The organism is Dechloromonas aromatica RCB (genome assembly GCF_000012425.1).
The window spans coordinates 1,589,202-1,605,110 of record NC_007298.1; the positions used below are offsets into that span (position 1 = coordinate 1,589,202).

24 protein-coding genes are annotated in these 15,909 nt (G+C 63.1%); 5 read left to right on the plus strand and 19 right to left on the minus strand.

Annotated elements, in window-relative coordinates:
• Window positions 1–5: 5 nt before the first annotated feature.
• Together DARO_RS07580 and DARO_RS07585 are read right to left on the minus strand one after the other, a co-directional pair.
• On the minus strand, window positions 6–584 hold the full coding sequence (locus tag DARO_RS07580) for a redox-active disulfide-containing membrane protein (RefSeq protein WP_011287222.1): 579 nt from the start codon (window positions 582–584) through the stop codon (window positions 6–8).
• On the minus strand, window positions 581–1,267 hold the full coding sequence (locus tag DARO_RS07585) for an SURF1 family protein (RefSeq protein WP_011287223.1): 687 nt from the start codon (window positions 1,265–1,267) through the stop codon (window positions 581–583). The genes DARO_RS07580 and DARO_RS07585 overlap by 4 nt, the downstream gene beginning before the upstream one ends.
• Here DARO_RS07585 and DARO_RS07590 point away from each other — a divergent pair.
• Complete coding sequence (locus DARO_RS07590; protein ID WP_497463040.1) at window positions 1,257–1,547, plus strand: twin transmembrane helix small protein; 291 nt, start codon at window positions 1,257–1,259, stop codon at window positions 1,545–1,547. The genes DARO_RS07585 and DARO_RS07590 overlap by 11 nt on opposite strands.
• Here DARO_RS07590 and DARO_RS07595 read toward each other — a convergent pair.
• Genes DARO_RS07595 through coxB form a run of 5 tightly spaced genes read right to left on the minus strand, consistent with a single transcriptional unit; the run spans window position 1,535 to window position 5,965 of the window.
• Window positions 1,535–2,407 carry a cytochrome c oxidase subunit 3 gene (locus DARO_RS07595; RefSeq protein ID WP_011287225.1) on the minus strand — a complete coding sequence of 291 codons (873 nt, stop codon included), beginning with the start codon at window positions 2,405–2,407 and terminating at the stop codon, window positions 1,535–1,537. The two genes, DARO_RS07590 and DARO_RS07595, sit on opposite strands and share 13 nt — an antisense overlap.
• Window positions 2,404–3,015, minus strand: coding sequence for a cytochrome c oxidase assembly protein (locus DARO_RS07600; RefSeq protein WP_011287226.1), 612 nt, complete (start codon window positions 3,013–3,015; stop codon window positions 2,404–2,406). Before DARO_RS07600 ends, DARO_RS07595 begins: the two co-directional genes overlap by 4 nt.
• 4 nt (window positions 3,016–3,019) lie before the next feature.
• A complete protein-coding gene (locus DARO_RS23280) occupies window positions 3,020–3,142 on the minus strand; it encodes a hypothetical protein (RefSeq protein ID WP_497463041.1) in 123 nt (40 codons plus the stop codon).
• Window positions 3,143–3,153: 11 nt separating this feature from the next.
• Complete coding sequence (ctaD, locus tag DARO_RS07605; protein ID WP_011287228.1) at window positions 3,154–4,749, minus strand: cytochrome c oxidase subunit I; 1,596 nt, start codon at window positions 4,747–4,749, stop codon at window positions 3,154–3,156.
• A gap of 10 nt (window positions 4,750–4,759) precedes the next feature.
• Window positions 4,760–5,965: a cytochrome c oxidase subunit II gene (gene coxB / locus DARO_RS07610; protein WP_011287229.1), complete on the minus strand. Its 1,206-nt coding sequence runs from the start codon at window positions 5,963–5,965 to the stop codon at window positions 4,760–4,762.
• Window positions 5,966–6,044: 79 nt separating this feature from the next.
• On the opposite strand from coxB, the gene DARO_RS07615 reads away from it, so the two are divergent.
• Window positions 6,045–6,623 carry an SCO family protein gene (locus DARO_RS07615; protein ID WP_011287230.1) on the plus strand — a complete coding sequence of 193 codons (579 nt, stop codon included), beginning with the start codon at window positions 6,045–6,047 and terminating at the stop codon, window positions 6,621–6,623.
• A gap of 83 nt (window positions 6,624–6,706) precedes the next feature.
• A complete protein-coding gene (gene hmuQ, locus DARO_RS07620; RefSeq protein ID WP_011287231.1) occupies window positions 6,707–7,012 on the plus strand; it encodes a heme-degrading protein HmuQ in 306 nt (101 codons plus the stop codon).
• A 21-nt stretch (window positions 7,013–7,033) separates the two neighbouring features.
• On the opposite strand, the gene DARO_RS07625 is transcribed toward hmuQ, so the two are convergent.
• Genes DARO_RS07625 through DARO_RS07640 form a run of 4 tightly spaced genes read right to left on the minus strand, consistent with a single transcriptional unit; the run spans window position 7,034 to window position 9,888 of the window.
• The gene (locus DARO_RS07625; RefSeq protein WP_011287232.1) at window positions 7,034–7,426 is read right to left on the minus strand and encodes a NifB/NifX family molybdenum-iron cluster-binding protein; all 393 of its coding nucleotides are present in this window, start codon (window positions 7,424–7,426) and stop codon (window positions 7,034–7,036) included.
• Between the two features lie 6 nt (window positions 7,427–7,432).
• Window positions 7,433–8,278, minus strand: a complete 846-nt coding sequence (modD, locus tag DARO_RS07630) for a ModD protein (RefSeq protein ID WP_011287233.1) — start codon at window positions 8,276–8,278, stop codon at window positions 7,433–7,435.
• A 19-nt stretch (window positions 8,279–8,297) separates the two neighbouring features.
• Window positions 8,298–9,044 carry a molybdate ABC transporter substrate-binding protein gene (gene modA / locus DARO_RS07635; protein WP_011287234.1) on the minus strand — a complete coding sequence of 249 codons (747 nt, stop codon included), beginning with the start codon at window positions 9,042–9,044 and terminating at the stop codon, window positions 8,298–8,300.
• 25 nt (window positions 9,045–9,069) lie between these two features.
• Window positions 9,070–9,888 (minus strand): TOBE domain-containing protein, encoded by an 819-nt coding sequence (locus DARO_RS07640; protein ID WP_011287235.1) that lies wholly within the window; start codon window positions 9,886–9,888, stop codon window positions 9,070–9,072.
• Window positions 9,889–10,077: 189 nt separating this feature from the next.
• Between DARO_RS07640 and DARO_RS07645 the strand changes: the two genes are divergently transcribed.
• On the plus strand, window positions 10,078–10,506 hold the full coding sequence (locus tag DARO_RS07645; RefSeq protein ID WP_011287236.1) for a TOBE domain-containing protein: 429 nt from the start codon (window positions 10,078–10,080) through the stop codon (window positions 10,504–10,506).
• 209 nt (window positions 10,507–10,715) lie between these two features.
• On the opposite strand, the gene DARO_RS07650 is transcribed toward DARO_RS07645, so the two are convergent.
• The 7 genes from DARO_RS07650 to DARO_RS07680 form a co-directional block, all read right to left on the minus strand.
• Entirely contained in the window at window positions 10,716–11,282 is a 567-nt protein-coding gene (locus DARO_RS07650; RefSeq protein WP_011287237.1) for a DUF2478 domain-containing protein, read from the minus strand.
• A 39-nt stretch (window positions 11,283–11,321) separates the two neighbouring features.
• Window positions 11,322–11,600 (minus strand): helix-turn-helix domain-containing protein, encoded by a 279-nt coding sequence (locus DARO_RS07655; protein WP_011287238.1) that lies wholly within the window; start codon window positions 11,598–11,600, stop codon window positions 11,322–11,324.
• On the minus strand, window positions 11,572–11,985 hold the full coding sequence (locus tag DARO_RS07660; protein ID WP_011287239.1) for a hypothetical protein: 414 nt from the start codon (window positions 11,983–11,985) through the stop codon (window positions 11,572–11,574). Before DARO_RS07660 ends, DARO_RS07655 begins: the two co-directional genes overlap by 29 nt.
• Before the next feature lie 160 nt (window positions 11,986–12,145).
• Window positions 12,146–12,451 (minus strand): hypothetical protein, encoded by a 306-nt coding sequence (locus DARO_RS07665; protein ID WP_011287240.1) that lies wholly within the window; start codon window positions 12,449–12,451, stop codon window positions 12,146–12,148.
• Window positions 12,448–12,981 carry a flavodoxin gene (locus DARO_RS07670; protein ID WP_011287241.1) on the minus strand — a complete coding sequence of 178 codons (534 nt, stop codon included), beginning with the start codon at window positions 12,979–12,981 and terminating at the stop codon, window positions 12,448–12,450. The genes DARO_RS07665 and DARO_RS07670 overlap by 4 nt, the downstream gene beginning before the upstream one ends.
• A gap of 9 nt (window positions 12,982–12,990) precedes the next feature.
• Entirely contained in the window at window positions 12,991–13,260 is a 270-nt protein-coding gene (locus DARO_RS07675; RefSeq protein ID WP_011287242.1) for a nitrogen fixation protein NifZ, read from the minus strand.
• A gap of 4 nt (window positions 13,261–13,264) precedes the next feature.
• Window positions 13,265–13,594: a (2Fe-2S) ferredoxin domain-containing protein gene (locus DARO_RS07680; protein ID WP_011287243.1), complete on the minus strand. Its 330-nt coding sequence runs from the start codon at window positions 13,592–13,594 to the stop codon at window positions 13,265–13,267.
• A gap of 332 nt (window positions 13,595–13,926) precedes the next feature.
• Here DARO_RS07680 and DARO_RS21625 point away from each other — a divergent pair, with 332 nt between their 5' ends.
• On the plus strand, window positions 13,927–14,241 hold the full coding sequence (locus DARO_RS21625; RefSeq protein WP_157037158.1) for a hypothetical protein: 315 nt from the start codon (window positions 13,927–13,929) through the stop codon (window positions 14,239–14,241).
• A 34-nt stretch (window positions 14,242–14,275) separates the two neighbouring features.
• Here the strand turns inward: DARO_RS21625 and nifA are convergent, their stop codons facing one another.
• A complete protein-coding gene (nifA, locus tag DARO_RS07690) occupies window positions 14,276–15,892 on the minus strand; it encodes a nif-specific transcriptional activator NifA (RefSeq protein WP_157037159.1) in 1,617 nt (538 codons plus the stop codon).
• Between the last annotated feature and the right edge of the window lie 17 nt (window positions 15,893–15,909).

Here is a 15,909-nt window from a genome sequence, read left to right on the forward strand (position 1 = left end):
GTGGCCTAACCGGTCCAGGCGAATTTGAGCAGGCGTTCGAGGTCGGCGCGCATGTCCTTGGCGGTGACCTCGGCGGGGTAATCCATGACACGCCGGCCGAGCGGGTCGACGATGTGCAGGCTGGAACGCTCTGCCTTGCCCAGCCAGTCGTCCGGGGCGGCGAGGATCAGCAGGTCGGGCTGGCTGCGGCCGGCCTCGGCCAGCCCGGGGGCATCGGTGCGGGGTGCGAGCACCACCCGGCGCAAACGGCCCATGTCTTTGTTCAGCGAGACCTGCAGGCGGCGCATTTCGTCGATGCGGGCAGCACAGTCGGCCCGGCAGGGGCCGTCGAGGCGCAGGATGAACAGCCATTTCCCTTGTAGCGCGGCCGTCGGCAGTGGCTGGCCGTCGGCGCTCCGCAGTCCGCTGGCCGGCAGTTCCAGCGGCGGGTCGAGCAGACGGCCGTGGGCGATTGTCCGGGCTGGCTTCCAGCCGCCGACATAGAGGCCGGCGGCGATGGCGAAGGGCAGCGCGAGCAGCCCGGCGACCAGGGCCAGCATGAGCAGGCCGTTGCGGCGGGGCGGTGGCAGGGTAGCGGTGGTCATGGCTTGCGGACCAGGAAATAGGCCCAGATGCCGAGGCTGGCGATGGCAAAGCCGAACCATTGCAGGGCATAACTGCGATGGCGGTCGGCCCGTTCGTCGGGGCGCGGCCAGTCGCGGACGAAACCGCCCGGTGCCTCGGGGTCGAGCTGGATGATGACGGGTTGCAACGGGTAGGAAACGGCCGAACGGAAACGGGTCAGATCAAGGTTCTGCCAGACCGCTTCCCAGCCGCTGGTCGGTTGCGTCGCCAGGTTGAAGAAGCGCTGCGGGGGCAGCACGGCAATGCCGGTCAGTTCAACAATGCCTGACGGTACCGTGGCCACCGGCTGGACGTGATGATCGGCCGGGGCGGCCAGCCAGCCGCGATTGACCAGCACATGCATGTCCGAGCCTTCGAGTTGCAGCGGCGTGATGACGTGGTAGCCGGCCCGTTCCTGGTACAGCCGGTTGTCGATCAGGATTTGCTTCGCCGCATCGTAGCGGCCACGCACGATGACGCGGCGATGGCGCAGCGATTCCACATCGGCCGGGGTGGTTGGCAGGGCGACCGGTGCATCGTGGCTGCGGGTGTCGAGCTCCATCTGCAGTGCGGTCTTGGCTTCGGCCTTGCGCCACTGCCACAGGCCGAGCGAGACGAAGGCCGGCAACAGCAGTGCCAGCAGCAGGCCGCCGATGATCGCCACCTGTCGCCGGCTGGCTCTTGCCGATGGGCTCGACCGGCGCGCATACTGGGGTATCGCAAGCCCGTCGGGGGTGTCGGCCATGCTCAAGGTGCTGGTGTTTTTGCTGTTGGTGGCCATTGTCGGCAGCCTGTTCTCGGGGCTCGTTTTTCTCTACCGCGACCGGGGTGCCGGCGAACGCACGGTACGCGTGCTGACCTGGCGCATCGGCTTGTCGATCGCCCTGTTCATTCTGCTGCTGATCGGATTCCGCTTCGGCTTCATTCCCGGCTACAGCCAATAGACGAAGACGAAGAGGATCAGCCACACCACATCAACGAAGTGCCAGTACCAGGCCACTGCCTCGAAGGCGAAGTGGCGCTCGGCGCTGAAATGGCCGCTCAGGCTGCGCAGCAGGATGACCGCCAGCATGATGGTGCCGAGCGTGACGTGGAAGCCGTGGAAACCGGTCAGCATGAAGAAGGTTGCCCCGTAGGCGCCGGCGCCCATGGTCAGGCCGAGTTCGCTGTAGGCATGGTGATATTCCCAGGCCTGGAAGCCGAGGAAGGTACTGCCGAGCAGGACCGTGGCCGCCAGGCCGAGTGCCAGTTGCGTGCGTTTGCCGCGCAGCAGTCCCCAGTGTGCCCAGGTCACCGTGGCGCCGGAACTGAGCAGCAGGGCAGTATTCAGGGCCGGGATGCCCCAGGCGCCCATCGGCGTGAAGGCGGCGCCTTTCGGGCCGCTGGTCGGCCAGGTGCCGGCGAATTCCGGCCACAGGCTGAAACCGTGCATGGCCATCATGTCGCCGAGGCGGGGCACGGAAATCATGCGGACGTAGAACAGGGCGCCGAAGAAGGCGGCGAAGAACATGACCTCGGTGGCGATGAACCAGATCATGCCGAAGCGGAAGGAGCGGTCCTCCCAGTCGCGATAGGCGCCGCTTTGCGATTCGGCGATGACCTTGCCGAACCAGCCGAACAGCACGGTGAGGATGACGCCGGTGCCACCGAACATGACCCACTTGCCCGGAGCCATGTGGTTGAGCAACTGGACGAAGCCGAGGGCGAGCAGGAACATGCCGGCCGACAGGATGACCGGGTAGTAGCTGGGCTGGGGAACGAAATAATGTTCGCCGGATGCGGCATGGGCTGGACTGGTTTTCATCGGGCCTCCCCGGAGCGGGTCAGAGTCTGGCGTTGTCCGTCGATGCTGAAAAAGGCGTAGGACAGGGTGATGTGGCTGATGTCGCGGCTGACCTCGGGCTTGACGATGAAGGCGAGCGGCATTTCGCGCGCTTCGCCGGGGCCCAACGTCTGTTGCGAGAAACAGAAGCACTCGATCTTCTCGAAATGCTGCGCCGCCTGGCCGGGCGTTACGCTCGGCACGGCCTGGCCGGTGATCGTCCGGTTCGAGGTGTTGCGCACCAGGTAGCTGACCTGTTGCAGTTCGCCCGGATGAATGTCGAGGCTGACGGTCAGTGGCCGCATGTCCCAAGGCAGGCCGGGCATCACGGTGCCGGTGAATTCGACGCGGACGGTGCGCGTGGTGTCGACCTTGCTGGCCGGTGCGGTGGCTGTCTGCAGGCCGCCGACGCCGAACCCGTCGCGGATGGTGGCCGGGCCAGCGGTCTTGCCGTTGAAGCCGGTTGCCTCGCACAGTACGTTGTAGATCGGCACCAGCGCGAAGGCGAAGGCGAAGGCCCCGGCCACCATCAGCAGCAAGCGGCCGATCAGGCGGCTGTGACTGCGCGGGGTGGGCTGAACCTGTTCCATGATCTCAGCGCTTGATGAACAGCCCGACGAGGTAGATGGCGAGCACGATGGCGCCGAGCAGCCAGGCCAGCCGCCGGGATGCGCTGCGGCGACGTTCGAGATCGGCTTCGGAAAATCCGGCTTGCATGTTGGCCTCTCTCATTTGACCTGGGGCTGGGTTTCCCAGCTATGGTGAGGCGGCGGCGAAGACAGTTCCCATTCCAGCCCGTCGGCTCCCTCCCAGACACGGTTCTCGACCTTCGGGCCGCCCCGGGTGCAGGACCAGATGTTCCAGGCGAAGAGCAGCTGGCTGAGACCGAGGATGAAGGCCCCGATGGTCGAGATCGCATTGAATTCGGCGAACTGCAGGGCGTAGTCCGGGATGCGTCGCGGCATGCCGGCCAGACCGAGGAAGAATTGCGGAATGAAGGTCAGGTTGAAGGAAACGACGGTCAGCCAGAAATGCAGCTTGCCCAGCGTTTCGTTGTACATGTGGCCGGTCCATTTGGGCAGCCAGTAATAGACCCCGGTCATCACGCCCATGATGCCGCCGGCGAACAGCGCGTAGTGGAAGTGGGCGACGACGAAGTAGCTGTGGTGGTACTGGGCGTCGGCCGCCACGTCGGCGAGGATCAGCCCGGTCAGGCCGGCGATGCCGAACAGGACGATGAAGCCGACGGCGAACAGCATCGGCGTCTCGAACGTCATCGCCCCTTTCCACATGGTGGCGATCCAGCAGAAGAAGAGCACGGCCAGCGGCAGCGAGATGGCCATGGTGCTGAACATGAAGTAGATCAGGGCCGGCACCGGCATGCCGGCGGTGAAGAAATGGTGGGCCCAGACCACCACCGACAGGATGCCGATGGCGATGAAGCTGTAGACCTGCGCCGTGTAGCCGTAGGTCGGCTTGCGCGAGAAGGTGGACAGCACGTGCGGCATCAGCCCCCACACCGGCAGCAGCAGGATGTACACCTCGGGATGGCCGAAGAACCAGAACAGGTGCTGGAAGAGGATGGGGTCGCCGCCGCCGGCCGCATCGAAGAAATGGGTGCCGAAATGACGGTCGGTCAGCAGCATGGTCACCGCGCCGGCCAGTACCGGCAGCGTGGCGATCAGCAGGAAAGCGGTGATCAGCCAGCCCCAGCAGAAGAGCGGCAGCTTCATCATGGTCATGCCCGGCGCCCGCATGTTGAAGATGGTGACGATGATGTTGATCGAGCCCATGATCGACGAGATGCCGAGGATATGCACGGCGAGGATGGCGAAATCGACGCCCATGCCGCCCTGCACCGAGAGCGGCGCATAGAAGGTCCAGCCGGTGGCCAGTGCCCCGTCACCGATGCCGAACAGCGCCAGCGAGAAGGGCAGGGTGAGCAGGATGGCGGCCGGCGGCAGCAGCCAGAAGCCCCAGTTGTTCAGCCGCGGCAGCGCCATGTCCGGGGCGCCGATCATCAGCGGGATCATCCAGTTGGCGAAGCCGGTGGCGGCCGGCATCAGCGCCGCGAAGATCATGACCAGCGCATGCACGCCGATCAGCTGGTTGAAGAACTCCGGCTTCATCAACTGCAAGCCGGGCTGGAACAGTTCGGCGCGCACGGCGAGGATCATCAGGCCGCCGACGAAGAACATGATCAGCGAGAAAGTCAGGTACATCGTGCCGATGTCCTTGTGATTCGTCGTCGTCAGCCAGCGCAGCAGGCCGGTCGGCTCGTGGTGCTCGGGGTGGGCGGCAGGATGGGTGGTGGCGAGGCTCATCTCGGTTCTCCTAGCGCAGGGCCTTGATCTGGGCGGGCTGGATCATGTCGCCCATCTGGTTGCCGAAACTGTTGCGTTCGTAAGTGATGATGCCGGCCAGTTCGACATCGGACAGGCTGGTGCTGAATGCCTGCATGGCGGTGCCCGCCTTGCCGTGCATTACCCGGTCGACGTGGCTGTCCGTGATCACCTTGCCGTTCATGTCGAGCAGCGGTCCATTGACGATCTTGCTGCCGGCCAGCGCCGGGAAGGCCGGCGGCAGCCCCTTGCCATCGGGCTGGTGGCAGGCGGCGCAGACTTTTTCATAGACGGCCTTGCCCTGGGCCATCAGCTCGTCGCGGCTCCATGTCCGGTCGGCCCCGCCGGCGGTTGCCTTGGCTTCGGCCTTTTGCGCTTCCAGCCAGGCGAGGTATTCCGGTTCCGGCACGGCATGGACGACCACCGGCATGAAGCCATGATCCTTGCCGCACAGTTCGGCGCACTGGCCGCGGTAGATTCCGGGCTTCTCGATCAGTACCCAGGTTTCGCGCAGGAAGCCGGGAATGGCATCGCGCTTGACGCCGAACTGCGGCACCCACCAGGTGTGGATGACATCGATCGAAGTGAGCAGCACGCGCACCTTCTTGCCAACCGGCAACACCACCGGCTTGTCGACTTCGAGCAGATAGTGCTCGCCCTTGGCCTCGGCGTTGGTGATCTGGTCGCGCGGCGTGGCCAGGGTGCTGATGAACTTGACCCCGGCCTCGGGGTATTCGTACTGCCATTTCCACTGCATGCCGGTGACCTTGAGCACGAGATCGGCCTTGGTCTTGGTGTCTTCCATGTTGATGATGGCCTGCACCGCCGGGATACCCATCAGCACGAAGTCGATGAACAGCAGGATGGCGAACGGAATGAGCGCCCAAAACCATTGCAGGGCGCCGGTCGGGCCGGAGAATTTCGACGGCTGGTGGCCGCTGCTTTTCCGGTGCCGGATCATCGAGTAGATCATGATGGCGAAGACCACCACGAACAGCGTGGTGATGATCAGCATGAACTCGTTGTGGATGTGCAGCGTTTCCCGGGCGATGGGCGTGACCGGCTCGGGGAAGTTGAAGCTGTAGCCTGCGCTGGCGGAAGCAGGGAGCAGGGCGGGGGCAAGGCGGGCTGCTCGTCGGAGCAGGGAAAGCCGCCGGCGACGGCGGCTGGCCGAAGAATCTTGCGGTACGATCACCATCCCGTTCCCTCCCCTTGTGAGAACCGATTCGTCCGGTGAGAATCAAACTTTCGTAATTAGTTCAACAATATTTAACATCATGCATCGCCGCCAATTTCTCGCCCTGTCGTTTGCCTTGCTGGCGGCTTGTACCCCCGCGCCGGAGGCGTTCCACAATACCGACCTGACCGGGGCCACTTTCGGGCGCGGCTTCGAGCTGACCGACCACGATGGCCGGCCTCGTTCGCTGGCCGATTTCAAGGGCCGGGCAGTCGTCGTTTTCTTCGGCTATACCTCGTGTCCGGACATCTGCCCGACCACCCTGGCGCGCCTGGCCGGGGTCATGACTGCGCTGGGGGAGGATGCCGGGCGGGTTCAGGTATTGTTCATCACCCTCGACCCTGAGCGCGACAGCAGCGAGCGCTTGAAGACTTTCGTCCCCTGGTTCCATCCCTCGTTTATCGGCTTGCGTGGCGATGTCGGGCAGATCAAGGCCGTCACTGAAGAGTTTCGGGTGTTTGGTGCCCGCCGCCCCGTCGACGGTGAGCTCGGCTACGTCATCGATCATTCGACGGGGGCCTATGTTTACGACCCGGCCGGTCGCCTGCGCCTTTACGTCAAGGACACCGCCAGCGTCGAGGACATCGTGGCCGATATTCGCCAGCTGCTGGCGCACTGAGCCGCCGATGCCGTTCGCAGGCAGGTCACCGCGTGGTCCAGTGCGATCATGTCTGGACCGGTCAGAATTTTTCAGGAGATGCCATGTTTCTCGCCATGAACCGTTTTCGTATCGCCCTCGGCAAGGAGGAGGATTTCATTGCCCACTGGCGCCAGCGCAACAACTACCTGAGCGAGGTGCCGGGTTTCGTCTCGTTCAACCTGCTGCGCGGCGACACCAACGACGAGCGCACCCTGTTCGCCTCGCACACGGTGTGGGAGTCCGAGCAGGCCTTCGCCGAGTGGACGCAGTCCGAAGCCTTCCGCAAGGCGCACATGCAGGCCGGCCAGTCGCCACGCGATTTCTACCTCGGGCCGCCGCAGCTGGAGTTGTTTGAAGCGGTGCTGTAGCGCCCGCTTTGTGGCGCCCGGTCAGTAGCGCGAAAACAGGTCGCGGATGCGGCACAGCGTGGTCGTGAGGTCGAAGCGCGGATCGGGCAGCGCTTCGCCGGCCAGGATGCGCGTGATGGCGACGGCCGGATCGGTCTCGCCGGTGAGCAGCACGTCGGTGCCGCGTTTGCGCATGTGACGGATGAAGCCGTCGCCAGCGCTGGCGGCGATCACGACATCGACGCCGTCGAGTGGGTGCGGGCGGTCATCGGTGAAGACGTGCAGGACCTGATCCTGGTCCAGGTCGATGCGCTGTGGCGCCGGCAGCAGCCGGTTGGCATGATGGAGACTCAGGTCGTAGAGCAGCCATTGGCGGGCCTGGCCGGCGTGGCCGCTGACTTTGGCGAAATCCTGGGTGGCGATGGCGATTTTCATGGGCGTTCACAGGGGGCTGAGGGTGACCGCCACGTCACGCGGCGGAGCGAAATACGGCGCCGAAGTGACCAGAATGTCGGCCCCGGCCCGTGCATACGCTTCAGCGTTAGCAGAATTTATGCCGCCGGCGGCCGCGATGCGGGCCGGGCAGTCGCCCAGTGTCTGGCGCAAGCGGGTGACGGCCTCCGGCGACAGTTTTTCCAGCTGCAGGATATCGGCGCCAGCCCTTGCCCAGAGCAGGGCTTCGTCCTCGTCGGCAAGCTCGACGACGATGGCACGTTCCGGCCATTGCCGGCGCAGGCGACGGACCGTTGCGGCCGGTGCTTCATTGTCCAGAAAGGCACGATGCTCGGCGAAAACGAGTAGGGTTTCCGACAAACTCAAGCGGTGCGGGCTGGCGCCGCCGCACAGGATGGCCTTGATCGCCGCGGCCTTGGTGCCGGGGAAGTTCTTGCGGGTGCAGGCAATGCCGATGTCGGGATTGGCGACTCGCGCTGCGGCGAGAATGGTGGCAGCCGACGAGGCGATGCCGGACAGGTATTCGATCAGCGTCTGGGCTGTTTTCCAGACCATATGCAGTCCGCTGGCCGAACCTTCCAGCGTCAGGATGATCTGGCCGGCTTGCAGGGCGCTACCGCTGGCGGCGATCAGCCCGCTTGCCTTCAGGCCACGCAATTCGCCCATCCGCCGGGCTTCTTCGCTGCCGCACAGCACCATGTCGTAACGGGCGCGAAAGACCATGCGCCCGGGCTGGTCGCCGATGCCGAGGGCGAAGGTGGTGGCATCGCCCTGCGGAGCGTCGTCGGCGAGCAGGGCTTCGAGCGCGCGGTCGGGCAAAGTGTAGGGGCTCATCGCCGCAAAGCCGGACGAATCAGCGCAATTCGTAACCGAAGGACTTGATGACGGCCAGCGCCTTTTCGCTCTTCAGGTAATTGAGCAGCGCGGTGGCAGCCGGCTTGTCCTTGCCCTTGGTCAAAATCACTGCGTCCTGGCGGATCGGATCGTACAGGTTGCCGGGCACCACCCATCCTGAGCCGGAACCGAACTGGCCGTTCTTGATGACCTGCGAGTAGGCAACGAAGCCGAGTTCTGCGGCACTCGTCGAAATGAACTGATGCGTCTGGGAAATGTTTTCTCCTTGCACGAACAGCGGTTTCAGGCTGTCGGCAACGCCCAGCTTGCCCATGGCCTGCATGGCGGCGGCGCCGTAGGGAGCGGTTTTGGGATTGGCGACAGCGATATGCTTGAAGCCGCCTTTTTTCAGGATTTCGCCCTTGCCGTCGATCAGTTTGGGGTCAGCCGACCACAGCACGAGTTTGCCGATGGCGTAGGTGAAGGGCGTGCCAGCTACGGCCAGGCCTTCCTTGACCAGGCGAGCCGGCGTTTCGTCGTCGGCGGAGAGCAGGACTTCGAACGGCGCGCCGTTGGCAATCTGGGCGTAGAACTTGCCCGTGGCGCCAAAGGCCAAGCTGGCCTTGTGTCCGGTATCGCGCTCGAAGAGCACGGAAATGACCTGCATGGGACCGGTGAAGTTGGCTGCGACGGCCACCTGGACTTCCTCAGCGCGGGCCGTGGCGATGGCCAGCAGGGACAGGATCAGGGCGCTCAGGCGTTTCATGGTGCGTGCTCCGGGAGATTGATGATCAGGAATATTTGCAAAGGATGACGGCCGAGGCCTTGAATACTGCGCAGGCCTGTTCGCCGACGGCCAGTCCGAGGCGTTCGACGCTGTCGTGGGTGACCACGGCGCACACCGACTTGCCGCTCTTCATGCTCAGGGTGACCTCGGCGTTAACCGGGCCGTCGTGAATGCGGGTGATTTCGCCCCACAGATGGTTGCGGGCGCTGGTTTTCATGTTGGGGTCGTTGAGCAGCAGGACCGATGACGATTTGACCAGGGCATTGATTTCCATGCCGATGGCGAGGCCGAGGCTTTCCGCCGAATCGCCGGTAATGACGGCGACGATCTCGTTTTCGTCATCCAGCTTGATGCGGACCTCGAAATCGACGTGCCCTTCTCGCAGCCCGACGATGTTGCCGGCGAACTGGTTGCGGGCGCTGGTTTTCATCGACATGCGCTTGAGCAACTGGCGAAACTGCTTGAAGTCGCTGGCCTGGCCATCGTTCATGCTCTCGGTCAGGCGGTCGAGGGCGGCCTGGTATTCGGCCTCCAGTGCCCGGTAGAGGGCGACCACCTTGCGGCCGTAGTCGGTGAGTAGGGTTCCGCCGCCGTGCTTGCCGCCGGTCGAACGCACGACCAGCGCCTGTTCGGCCAGGTTGTTCATCGCATCGACCGCATCCCAGGCCGCCTTGTAGGAGAGTGGTACGGCTTTTGCTGCTTGCGAGATGGAGCCGTGCTGTTCGATGGCTTCAAGCAGGCGAATCCGGGTATCACCGAGAAAGGTGCCGAATTCGGAATCCACTTCGAGTTTGCCGCGCAGGCGATGCAGGATGGTGTCCATGGTCAGTTCTGGTTATCTATATACAAATCACTATAACGTAACTCGAAGATGCCTGAAAAATTGGTGGCGCTATGGTTGAAATCGCCGAACGGTAATCGGTACATTGTTCTTAACCCGACAAAATTCGCTACATATGGTTGTATATAGCGAGAACTGGGCCAGAATGCTCAACAACTCAGGAGAAAAGCAATGAATGTCAGTGCACGCAACGTATTCAAGGGCAAGATCACCGCTTTGACCGATGGCGCAGTGAATGCCGAGGTTGAAATTGGCTTGCCAGGGAGCGACAAAATTGTCGCGATTGTCACGGAAGGCAGCGTCAAATCGCTGGGCTTGGCTGTAGGCAAGGAAGCCGTGGCCTATGTCAAGGCACCGTGGGTCATGCTGCTGGCTGGCCCGCAGAATGTCCGGTTTTCCGCCCGCAACCAGCTGTCCGGCAAAGTAGTCAGCGTGCAGAAGGGCGCGGTCAATACCGAAGTCGGCATCCAGTTGCCGGGGGGGGCCACCGTCTATGCTGTGGTGACCAACGAAGCGGTCATGGAACTCGGTCTCAAGGAAGGGATTGATGCCACGGCGCTGATCAAGGCCAGCCACGTGATTCTCGGTGTGCCGGCCTGATTGGGTGCAGGCTATGCCAAGGGTGGCCATATGCCACCCTTTTTTGCGGTGTGCCGTGCAGGGCGCGCCGACCGACCTGCATCCGGTGTTGCGGCCAGGGTTTCTTGAGGGTGGTCTGGATCTGGGAAACGAGTTTGTTCGGGTAGCTCGATGGTGACGGGTGGCTGCTCCGAATGGAATCCGGTCGCGAGAGCGGTCGATGGGTCGGATCATGCACGTGCTCCGGAAAATGCCGGTGAGGTCTGGCAGAAACCGGAGCGGCGGGCTGAAAGGTCGGCAAACCACGCCAGCAGAGAACGCTGGTCGGGGGGGAGTTCAACCGCCTGGTGACCGGTGAATCGTCGCCAGGCCGGCAGGTGTTTCGGTGGAACAATGGTCAGTACTGGAATCTGCCGGCTCATCAGATCGAGCATTTCGGCTGCAAATCCGTGGCCGTGCGCTTCCAGGGTTGAAAATCGGTTGAAGATGGCCAGGTCGGCACCGTTGATGGCGATGCGCCGCATGGTGGCGCTGGCCTCGGCGATCCCGGACAGATCGATACGGCACGATACCGAGTGGGTGCCGAGAAACTGGCTGATCGGGTAGATGCTGCCGTCGTCCAGGGCGACCAGCCGGATTTGTTTCGAGCGATGGGTCTGGTAGACCTCCTGGATCAGTCCTCTGATTCGCCATCCCCGGTTGATCTGGGCGATGGCAAACCCGGCGACTGTTTCATCGCTGTTTGTTGTCTCGTTGGGGACGACGGCGGCGATAGCGAAGTGGTTTTTTCCGGCCATGATTGGTCTGCTAGAAGCGATTTTTGTCTGGGGTGCCGGTCAATGGGGGGGATGTGGGGTGTTATTGTCCGGCAAGACAATTTCGATGCGCTGGTCGGGAAAGCGGACGACCAGTTCGAGTTCTCCGCCGAGGGCGGCAATGTGGCGGCGCAGGGTGCCCAGGTGCATGTCTGCCTGGCTTTCGAGCTGGGCCACGTGCGGCTGGGAGACGCCCAGCCGACCGGCCAGCGCCGCCTGGGACAGGCCGAGCAGGCGACGCAGTCCGCTCAGACTGCTGTGCGAGGCGTTCCTAGCGAGGCATGTCAGGGCTGACGGCATAGAAACCTCGAGGGGCGTTGCAGGTCGATGTCGTGATGGTGCGGAAGATTAGCCAGCGTTCGTCGCGCAGGCGCCAGGCAGACATTTCTTCGGCGTAGGTAACGACTTCGTAAAACTCCTCGTCATCGTCGGAGGCCATGCTGGTCAGGATGAATTGGTGGGTGGTGAAGCACGGGCAGTCGTCGGCGTCGTAGCCGACCGAGCGTTCGGCGAAGATTTCGTATTCGCTGTAGTGTCTGAAATACAGAGGGGGCTCGATGGCCGCCAGCCAGGCTTCCGGCAGATGTTTCTGCCAGTCTTCGGACGTCTCGGTCACGCTGGATGTCGCCGCTTTTCTGGCGTGCCGGTCGGAGGACGGGGGGCGGAGGCATTGGGCGATTTTCATGATTTCGATATGTCGATTGTTATATAGCGATAGGGTTGACTAAGCGAAATTGGTGCCAGCACGTTTAAGGTGTTTTGGAAGGGCTTTGTGGTGAAAGCCGAAATCGTTATGTTGTTAACTATACAACGATGTCGGAAAACTGACACGGGGATAGTCATGTTCAGGCGTCGAAGTGCATGGCCAGGCTGGCCAGGGCCTTGGGCAACGGCAGGTTTTCCTCGGTTTCGATGATGCCGGGAACCGGATGCGGGTATTCGAAGAAGACGCCGTAGGTGCCGGGGCGCTGGCCGTGCAGATAGACGTGGGCGCGCAGCGTGGCCAGTTCGGGGTGGCGCAGCGTGACGATGCACGGGTCGTGGCCGTCGTCGGGGGCGACATCGCAGGCCTGGCCAGCGCGCTCGTCGAGCGAGACGAGCAGGCGGCGCAGGGCGCGGTCTTTGGGTAGCGACCAGGGATTGGCGTTCATGGCAGCAACTCCGGAGTGATCTGGGCCAGCCAGCGATCGATGCGCTCTTCGGTCAGTACCGGCTGGTGGTGCTGGTCGAGCGCGAGGCCGACGAATTCGTCGCCATCGACGGCCTGCGATGCCTTGAATTCGTAACCCTCGGTTGGCCAGCGCCCGACCATGCGGGCTCCTGCATCGGCGAAGGCATCGTGGAGCAGGCGGATGGCGTCGACAAATTCTTCGGCGTATTTCTTCTGGTCGCCGAGGCCGAAGATGGCCACAGTCTTGCCGGTCAGATCGGCGTCGGCCAGTTGCGGCAGGAATTCCTCCCAGCTCGGCTGGTTGAGGCCGACCGACTGGCCGGGCAATTCCCCGTCGCCCAGCGTCGGGCTACCGACGATCAGCGCGTCGTAGGCGAGAAAGTCGGCCAGGGTGACCCGGCCGATATTGACCGGCACGTCGGCAGCGTCACCCAGCTTCTTTGCAATCTGCTTGGCGATCAGCCGGGTCCGCCCGGTGTCGGTGCCGAAAAAAATCCCGATTTTGGCCATGGCTTTTCCTCAGGCGCTGATCGCTTCTTCCTGCGTCAATTCTTCTGGCAGGCAGCCGACCGGGTTACCGAGGTTGCCATCCGGACCATTCTCGAATTGCACCAGATAGATTTCCTGGGTTTCGTCCATTTCGGCCACACCAAAATGGACCACCACGCCGCGCGTGCCGGCCGCTGCAATCAGGCCTTCTTCCTCGTCAATGCCGGGCATGCCGCCGTCGTTCAGGATGTCTTCGGCTGCGAAGACCATGTCGCCCACTTCGTACTGGATCTTTTCCATGATCTCAGGCCCAGACGTCGGCCGGCGCCAGCAGGCGCTCGACCGGTTGATCGAACATCAGATGCTCGTCGATGATGGTCCCGACGTCTTCCGGCTTGACGCCGGTGTACATGATGCCTTCCGGGTAGACCAGCACGCTCGGCCCGAGATGGCAGGGGCCGAGACAGCCGGTATTGGTCAGCGCGAAGCCGGAGGCCCACAGGTTGCGGGTGGTGAATTCATCCGAGAAGGCTTGCCAGGTCTGGCCGCAGCCTTTTTCCTGGCAGGAGCCGCGCGGGTGGCCGTTGGGGCGTCCCTGGACGCAGACGAGAACGTGTTTCTTGGGTTTGGGCATGGAGCTCTCCTTGTCGATGGCTAATGCATTGCAAGGGTGGTGCCAGGTTGAATTTCAATATAATCAGTGACTTGTTGTTTTTTTCATTGTCCGGTTTGCGACAATCGTGATTTGAGGGGCAAGCGTCGGACAAGAATGTTGCCTTGCACAATAAATGTTCATCGAGTGCTGTCTCTGCACCATGGCGAGTCGCTTGAAACCTTTGCCGAAAGGACGTTTATGCTAAGTGCTTGATTTTTATCGAGCCGTTGTGCGCTGCATTAATCGGCACGATTTTCGCTGCATATCGTCACCCGTTTCTCCTGCGGGGTGCAGCCAAGAAAGGAAAAATCGTGTCGATGGAAAAACAGATGGAAATGGCCCAGTTGCTGGCCCGCTTCAAATTGCAGGTCAAGCGCACGCTGGGCGAGAGCGTTGATCTGGAAAGCCTGACCCGCAACCCGGCCTATGCGCGGCAGCGACTGTCCGAGATCGAGGAGGCGGCGGGCGATGAGGAGTTGCTGGTCATGGTCCTCCGCTTGCGCGACTGTCTGTTGCCGGCCGAGTCCATTCCGGTGGCTGTCGAAACGCCTGTGGCACCCCCGGTAGCGGAGCCTCCCGTCAAGCAGGAAACCCGCAGCTACCTGATGGGTGCCCGCGCCTGGTAAGTCCAGGCGGCTTGGCCCTGGCCGCCAAAGAAGCCTAGAACTGCTTGACCTCGATATTCAGCGTCTGAATCCGGTAGGCGATCTGCCGAGGCGTCATGCCGAGAATGCGCGCCGCCTTGGCCTGGACCCAGCCTGCCTGTTCCAGCGCCGCAATGACGCGTTCTTTTTCCGAGAGGTTCGGGTCGTCGATGTCGATTTCCGGGCTTGAGGCAGAAGCCGGGCTGAACGCTGATGGGGCGGTGCGCAGGGGGCGGGGGCTGCTTCGTTCGCGGGCGCTGGGGAAGCGGATCAGGTCGACATCGATGTGGCCATCGTCGGACAACACCGCAGCGCGTTCCAGGCAGTTTTCCAGCTCACGGACATTGCCCGGCCATTCGTGGCTGGCCAGGCGGCGATTGGCCATGTCGGTCAGGGTCAGCTTGCGCTTCTGGTCGTTGCCGATCTTGCCGAGCAGGTGACGGGCGATTTCCGGGATGTCCTCGATCCGTTCGCGCAGCGGCGGCAGGAAGAGGGGCATGACGTTGAGGCGGTAGAACAAGTCTTCGCGGAAGTCGCCCATTTCAACGGCGGTTTCCAGATCGCGGTGGGTGGCGGCGATGATGCGGACATCGACCTTGATCGTCTTGCTGCCGCCGACTCGCTCGAATTCGCCTTCCTGCAGGATGCGCAGCATCTTGGCCTGGAAAGCTGGCGAAACCTCGCCGATTTCATCGAGAAAGAGGGTGCCGCCGTGGGCTTGCTCGAAGCGACCCTTGCGTGACTCGACGGCACCGGTGAAGGCGCCGCGCTCGTGGCCGAAGAGCTCCGACTCAAGCAGGTTTTCCGGCAGCGCGGCGCAGTTGAGCTTGACCAGCGCGTTGCGGGCGCGCGGCGAGTTGTAGTGGATGGCATTGGCGATCAGTTCCTTGCCGGTGCCGGTTTCGCCGCGGATCAGTACCGTGGTATTCCACTTGGCGACCATGCGTGCCTGGTCGAAGACGCGGCGCATCACGGCCGAGCGACCGACCATGCTGTCGAAGCCGAACTGGTGGCGCACGGTGCGCCGGAGCAGGTCACGCTCCTCGAGCAGGGTCGATTTTTCCTGGGCAACGTCCATCGCCAGCCGCAAGCTCTGGCCGATCAGGTTGGAAACCATTTCGACGAACTGGGCGCGCTCTTCCAGTAAGCCGTCTTCCGGCGCTTCCGGCTGGACGGCGAGGACGCCCTTCAGGTCGCCGCCGACCTTGATCGGTACGGCGATAAAGGGCAAGTCGGGCTGATAGACACCGTGGCGGTTCAGGAAATGCGGCTCATCGGCGCCGCGGGCCAGTTTGATGGTGCGTGGTTTTTCGAGGACCAGACCAATGACGCCTTCGCCCGGGCCGTACTGGTTGTCGTCGAGGATCGGGCCTTCCGGCGTGTAGATGGTGTGGATGTTCAGCTTGCCGCTGTCCGGGTCCACCACGCTGATCAGGCCACGGGTCAGTCCGGCCTCGTCGTGCAGCACGCGCAGCACATCGCGCAGCGTTTCGTTGAAGTCGAGGGAGCGGCTGAGCACCCGGCTGACGGCGTAGAGCGCGGCCAGCAGCTGGATGTTCAGCTCGTGCGTTCGGCAGAAGCCGCCGGTGGGCGGGCATTCATCGCCAAGCGGGTGGATGGTGTGTTCGTGCATGCTGTTCTCGTGGTTTT

Bases quoted from the DNA above. Each gene is read 5' to 3' on its own strand.
- DARO_RS07580 (WP_011287222.1), bottom strand. From the start codon at position 584: ATGACCACCGCTACCCTGCCACCGCCCCGCCGCAACGGCCTGCTCATG.
- DARO_RS07590 (WP_497463040.1), top strand. From the start codon at position 1,257: ATGATCGCCACCTGTCGCCGGCTGGCTCTTGCCGATGGGCTCGACCGG.
- DARO_RS07595 (WP_011287225.1), bottom strand. From the start codon at position 2,407: ATGAAAACCAGTCCAGCCCATGCCGCATCCGGCGAACATTATTTCGTT.
- DARO_RS07600 (WP_011287226.1), bottom strand. From the start codon at position 3,015: ATGGAACAGGTTCAGCCCACCCCGCGCAGTCACAGCCGCCTGATCGGC.
- DARO_RS23280 (WP_497463041.1), bottom strand. From the start codon at position 3,142: ATGCAAGCCGGATTTTCCGAAGCCGATCTCGAACGTCGCCGCAGCGCA.
- ctaD (WP_011287228.1), bottom strand. From the start codon at position 4,749: ATGAGCCTCGCCACCACCCATCCTGCCGCCCACCCCGAGCACCACGAG.
- coxB (WP_011287229.1), bottom strand. From the start codon at position 5,965: ATGGTGATCGTACCGCAAGATTCTTCGGCCAGCCGCCGTCGCCGGCGG.
- DARO_RS07615 (WP_011287230.1), top strand. From the start codon at position 6,045: ATGCATCGCCGCCAATTTCTCGCCCTGTCGTTTGCCTTGCTGGCGGCT.
- hmuQ (WP_011287231.1), top strand. From the start codon at position 6,707: ATGTTTCTCGCCATGAACCGTTTTCGTATCGCCCTCGGCAAGGAGGAG.
- DARO_RS07625 (WP_011287232.1), bottom strand. From the start codon at position 7,426: ATGAAAATCGCCATCGCCACCCAGGATTTCGCCAAAGTCAGCGGCCAC.
- modD (WP_011287233.1), bottom strand. From the start codon at position 8,278: ATGAGCCCCTACACTTTGCCCGACCGCGCGCTCGAAGCCCTGCTCGCC.
- modA (WP_011287234.1), bottom strand. From the start codon at position 9,044: ATGAAACGCCTGAGCGCCCTGATCCTGTCCCTGCTGGCCATCGCCACG.
- DARO_RS07640 (WP_011287235.1), bottom strand. From the start codon at position 9,888: ATGGACACCATCCTGCATCGCCTGCGCGGCAAACTCGAAGTGGATTCC.
- DARO_RS07645 (WP_011287236.1), top strand. From the start codon at position 10,078: ATGAATGTCAGTGCACGCAACGTATTCAAGGGCAAGATCACCGCTTTG.
- DARO_RS07650 (WP_011287237.1), bottom strand. From the start codon at position 11,282: ATGGCCGGAAAAAACCACTTCGCTATCGCCGCCGTCGTCCCCAACGAG.
- DARO_RS07655 (WP_011287238.1), bottom strand. From the start codon at position 11,600: ATGCCGTCAGCCCTGACATGCCTCGCTAGGAACGCCTCGCACAGCAGT.
- DARO_RS07660 (WP_011287239.1), bottom strand. From the start codon at position 11,985: ATGAAAATCGCCCAATGCCTCCGCCCCCCGTCCTCCGACCGGCACGCC.
- DARO_RS07665 (WP_011287240.1), bottom strand. From the start codon at position 12,451: ATGAACGCCAATCCCTGGTCGCTACCCAAAGACCGCGCCCTGCGCCGC.
- DARO_RS07670 (WP_011287241.1), bottom strand. From the start codon at position 12,981: ATGGCCAAAATCGGGATTTTTTTCGGCACCGACACCGGGCGGACCCGG.
- DARO_RS07675 (WP_011287242.1), bottom strand. From the start codon at position 13,260: ATGGAAAAGATCCAGTACGAAGTGGGCGACATGGTCTTCGCAGCCGAA.
- DARO_RS07680 (WP_011287243.1), bottom strand. From the start codon at position 13,594: ATGCCCAAACCCAAGAAACACGTTCTCGTCTGCGTCCAGGGACGCCCC.
- nifA (WP_157037159.1), bottom strand. From the start codon at position 15,892: ATGCACGAACACACCATCCACCCGCTTGGCGATGAATGCCCGCCCACC.